This window comes from Stagnihabitans tardus, assembly GCF_009925085.1.
Classification (GTDB): Bacteria; Pseudomonadota; Alphaproteobacteria; order Rhodobacterales; family Rhodobacteraceae; genus Stagnihabitans; species Stagnihabitans tardus.
In genome coordinates this window covers 1-3,949 of sequence record NZ_JAABNR010000056.1, presented here as the reverse complement: position 1 = coordinate 3,949, position 3,949 = coordinate 1, and the positions used below count along the sequence as shown (strand labels likewise).

Sequence of the window (3,949 nt, the reverse complement as noted above, 5' to 3'; positions counted from 1 at the left end):
CGGCCGAGATCGAGGATCTCGTTCTCGACGTGGGCGACGACTATCTCCGCCATCCGGCGCTGAAAGCAGCCGGGCTCTCCGGGACGGAATGGCTTGCGCTCTTTCGGGCAAACATCGCAGTGGAATCCGCCTTCAATCCGGATGCGCGCTCATCGGTCGGTGCCATCGGCCTGGGTCAGCTGATGCCCGGTACCGCCGATCTCCTCGGTGTCGATCCCCATGATCCGGAAGACAACCTGCACGGCTCGGCCCGCTATCTCCTGGCACAGCTTGAGGACTTCGGCGCTGCCGATCTTGCGCTCGCTGCCTACAACGCCGGACCCGAAGCGGTCCGCGACTATGGCGGCATTCCTCCTTATGCCGAGACCGAGGGCCATGTGGCCAAGGTTCTGCGGCTGACCAACGCAACCCTCAGTTCGGAGTAGTCCCCATGTTCCGCAATCTTTTCGGCGCGCGTTTGCCGCGCCTGGCCTTGCACACCCTTTTTCTGGCGCTGCCCTTCGCGGCGATTCTCGCTGAGCCTGCCCTCGCGCAGAATCTCGACCCCTTGGAGAACATGCTTCAGGTCGTGGTGGACGGGCTGACCGGCCCGATCGGACGGCTTATCGCCATCCTCGCCGTCGTGGCTGCGGGCTACATGATGTTCACCGGCCGCCTGAACTGGCCCCTCTTCCTTGCCATCTTCTTCGGCGTGGTCCTCGTCTTCTCGGCCGCGACGATCATCGACGGCTTTGCGGCCCCCTAAGGCGGGATCGGCAACAGGCCGGGTGGCATTGCACACCCGGCTTGGCCGCTCCCTCGGATGTTCCCCATGCATGATGCGCCCCTGTTCCTCGGCCTCACCCGGCCGCCGAAGATATTCGGCCTGCCCATCGGCTACTTCGTGAGTCTGATGCTGGGCTCGGTCATTCCCTTCGTGGGCGCCAACGACTGGCGGTTCCTGCTGATCGGGGTCGTCGGCTATCCGGTCCTGTGGTTCGTGGCGGACCGCAACCCGAACCTCTTCGAGACAGTCGCAGTGGTCTTTTCCCGGACCCCGCGCACCCGAGGCAAGTCGGCTTTTGGCGGAGATCGCCATGTCAGCTGACCTCAAGTCTCTCTTCCCGGCCACGCCGGCGCTACGATCTGTCTTGCGACCTGAGGATCTCGCAGCCGAGACCCTTGCCCGGCACTTGCCCTGGCTCTCCGCACCTGCCGACAATCTGATCCTGACCCGGCAGGGAGACCTGATCGCCTCGGCCGTGGTCGAGGGGCAGGACAGTTTCACGACGGACGAGGGGGACCTCTCGCTTGCGACCACTTCGCTCGCGCGGCTGATCGGCCAGCTGGGCGAAGGGTTCGGGTTCCACGTCTCCAAACTGACCCTGCCGGACACCCCACATCTGAAGCCCTTCGATGGTGAGGGCACCGGGGCTGCATTCGCGGCCATGGTCGATGCCCGCTGGCAGGGACATCTTCGCGCCCGCACCCTGAAGCGGCGAGTGCTGGTGGTCTCGCTCATCCTTCGCCCTACCGCGCTGAAGCGCGCTCCGCTGATCGGCGCGCTCTTCAAGGCGGCCTTCACCGGCGATCTTGGCCAGCGGATCGAGCGCCTAAATGAAGCGATGGGGCTTCTGGCCGGGGCCTGCCAGGGCCTGGGCTTCCGGCGTGTGACTATCTCTTCCGGGGAATGGCTCGGTCTCCTGGGTGTCCTTCTTGGTCAGCCGATGGCCAAGGTGCTGCCGATGCGCGGCCAGTTTCTCAGTGAGGCTGTAGCGTCAACGCAGATGACCTTTGCTGGCAAGCGGGTGGAGATCGATATCGGCGCCAGAAAGTGTTTCGGGACGATCTTCGGCGTGAAATCCTACCCAGCCCGAACCTGGGCACGGATGCTGGATGCGCTGGAACTGCCCTACGACATCGTCATCACCAACAGCTTCACGCCTGCCCGCAACAACGAAATCGAAGAGCGCATCAAGCGCACGGCGCGCCAGATGCGTGCCTCCGAAGATGCCGCCGAGACTCTGCGTCAGGAACTGTATGAGGCCGCGGACAACGTCGCCTCTGGTCGACAGGTCTTCGGCAAGCATCATCTGACGGTCATGGTGACTGCCGACAGCCCGGAACAGCTGGAGGAAGCAGCCTCAGAGGTCTGGCGCGCCGGACAGGATTGCGGGGCGACCCTCGTGCGTGAGAGCTTCGCCGCCCGCGCGGCGTGGTTTGCCCAGGCCCCGGGTAACTGGGCCTACCGCCCGCGCACGGCACTTCTGTCAGCCCAGAACTTCACCCATCTCGCGGCGCTTCACCGGGTGACGGAAGGTCGCTCCAAGGTACAGTCGCCCTGGGGCGAGACCATCACGGCGCTGCCAACGGTCACCTCAAGCCTCTATCGCTTCAATTTCCACGACAAGGGTGAGCGGGGTGCCGAGCCCAGTGCCGGCCACACGCTGGTGTTGGGCCGCACGGGGTCGGGCAAGACCCTTGGCACGGCTTTCCTCATGGCGCAGGCGCGTCGGGTGCATGCCCGTATCCTCGTCATCGACAAGGACCGGGGCCTCGAGATGGCCGTCCGCGCCCTGGGTGGCAGCTATTCTGCAATCCGGATCGGCGAAGCGACCGGCCTCAATCCGTTTCAGACAGAGACCGACGAGCGCGGGGCGGCCTGGCTCACCGATTGGCTGGGTGACATCCTTGCAGGGTCGCGCCCCTTCGAGACCGCCCAAACCGTCAGCCTCAACGCCGCTGTCCGTCAGATCGTTTCGGCGGACCCGCGGCTTCGGACCTTCGATGGCTTGGCCACCCTCGTCGCCTCGACCGACGACGAAGGTGACCTTGTGGGGCGTGTCCGCGAATGGGGGCAGGGGGGGCGGCATGGCTGGCTCTTCGGACCAGGGGCCACATCTCAGATCAGCCTTTCCGAGGATGTAGTCGGCATCGACATGTCGGAGATCCTCGATCTCGGGACCGAGCGCTCGGCGCTTCTCGCCTACCTCTTCCGCCGCATCGAACGGGTGATCGAGGATCGTCGTCCGACCCTCATCGTCATCGATGAGGCCTGGAAGATGCTCGACGATCCGATCTTCGAAAAGCGCCTGCACGACTGGCTCGTCACGATGCGGAAAAAGAACGCCGTGGTGATGATGCTGACCCAGACACCGACACACCTGACTCGGGTCAAGGTCGGCCAGATCATTGCGGAAAGCGTGGTGACGCAGCTTCTCTACCCGAACCCGCGCGCCAACCCCGAAGATTACCGGATCCTGCGGCTGAACGAGAAAGAGGCCGAGTTCCTCTGCACGCCGACAGGTGGCCTGCGCCTCGCCCTCCTGCGTTCGGCCGGTGACTCGGTCTTCGTGAACATGGATCTCGCGGCCCTCGGACCTGCACTCGCCGTTCTTGGCGGCGGCCGATCCGGCGAAGACCGCGCGCCCTATGGATGGCGCGATGCCCCCGATTTCTGGAAGGACATGACGTGACCCGACACAACCGCCTGATCCCTCTTTCCCTTCTCGGGTTCACCCTCCTCTCCGCCTGCGCCGGTGTCGAGACTGGCGCCGTCTCCCCCTGTCATGGTCAGTTCCGGGCCGAGGGCAAGTATTTCGCGGCGCGGGAGCAAAGCGATGGCACAACGGTCGTCGTCTCGACGATGAACGTCCCCGACGCGCCTTGCGCGGACTGAGCCACCGCATGCGTCGCACCCCTCTCCTTTTCGGCCTTCTCCTCGGCACCGCGGTGCCCATGGGCCTCATGGCCCAAGGTGTGCCGATCATCGACGGCTCGCGGCTGTCGAACTTCATCTCGCGTCTTGTCGAGCAGGCTGAGGATGCGGTGAAGCAGGGGGAGAAACTCGCCACGCGCACGGAACTCAGCGAGATCGAAGACGACCAGCTGGCCGCCTATGAGCGTTTCCTCGCGGATACGACCGGCGTGACCGACCTCAGCGGCTTCGAGATGGGGACGGGAACCTTCC

The 3,949-nt window shown here is 64.9% G+C and carries 5 protein-coding genes and 1 pseudogene; all 6 read left to right on the top strand.

What is annotated here, in order from left to right; genetic code table 11:
* Positions 1-425, top strand: a 425-nt coding sequence (locus GV832_RS21385) for a lytic transglycosylase domain-containing protein (protein WP_168776891.1), incomplete at its 5' end; no start/stop codon positions are given.
* A 5-nt stretch (positions 426-430) separates the two neighbouring features.
* Positions 431-745: a TrbC/VirB2 family protein gene (locus GV832_RS21380; RefSeq protein WP_168776890.1), complete on the top strand. Its 315-nt coding sequence runs from the start codon at positions 431-433 to the stop codon at positions 743-745.
* A gap of 66 nt (positions 746-811) precedes the next feature.
* The gene (locus GV832_RS21375) at positions 812-1,087 is read left to right on the top strand and encodes a VirB3 family type IV secretion system protein (RefSeq protein WP_028030999.1); all 276 of its coding nucleotides are present in this window, start codon (positions 812-814) and stop codon (positions 1,085-1,087) included.
* Positions 1,077-3,455, top strand: a complete 2,379-nt coding sequence (locus GV832_RS21370) for a VirB4 family type IV secretion system protein (RefSeq protein WP_227754604.1) — start codon at positions 1,077-1,079, stop codon at positions 3,453-3,455. The genes GV832_RS21375 and GV832_RS21370 overlap by 11 nt, the downstream gene beginning before the upstream one ends.
* Positions 3,452-3,658, top strand: coding sequence for a hypothetical protein (locus tag GV832_RS21365; RefSeq protein WP_168776888.1), 207 nt, complete (start codon positions 3,452-3,454; stop codon positions 3,656-3,658). Before GV832_RS21370 ends, GV832_RS21365 begins: the two co-directional genes overlap by 4 nt.
* Positions 3,659-3,666: 8 nt before the next feature.
* Positions 3,667-3,949, top strand: a pseudogene (locus GV832_RS21360) (hypothetical protein); the annotation flags it as partial.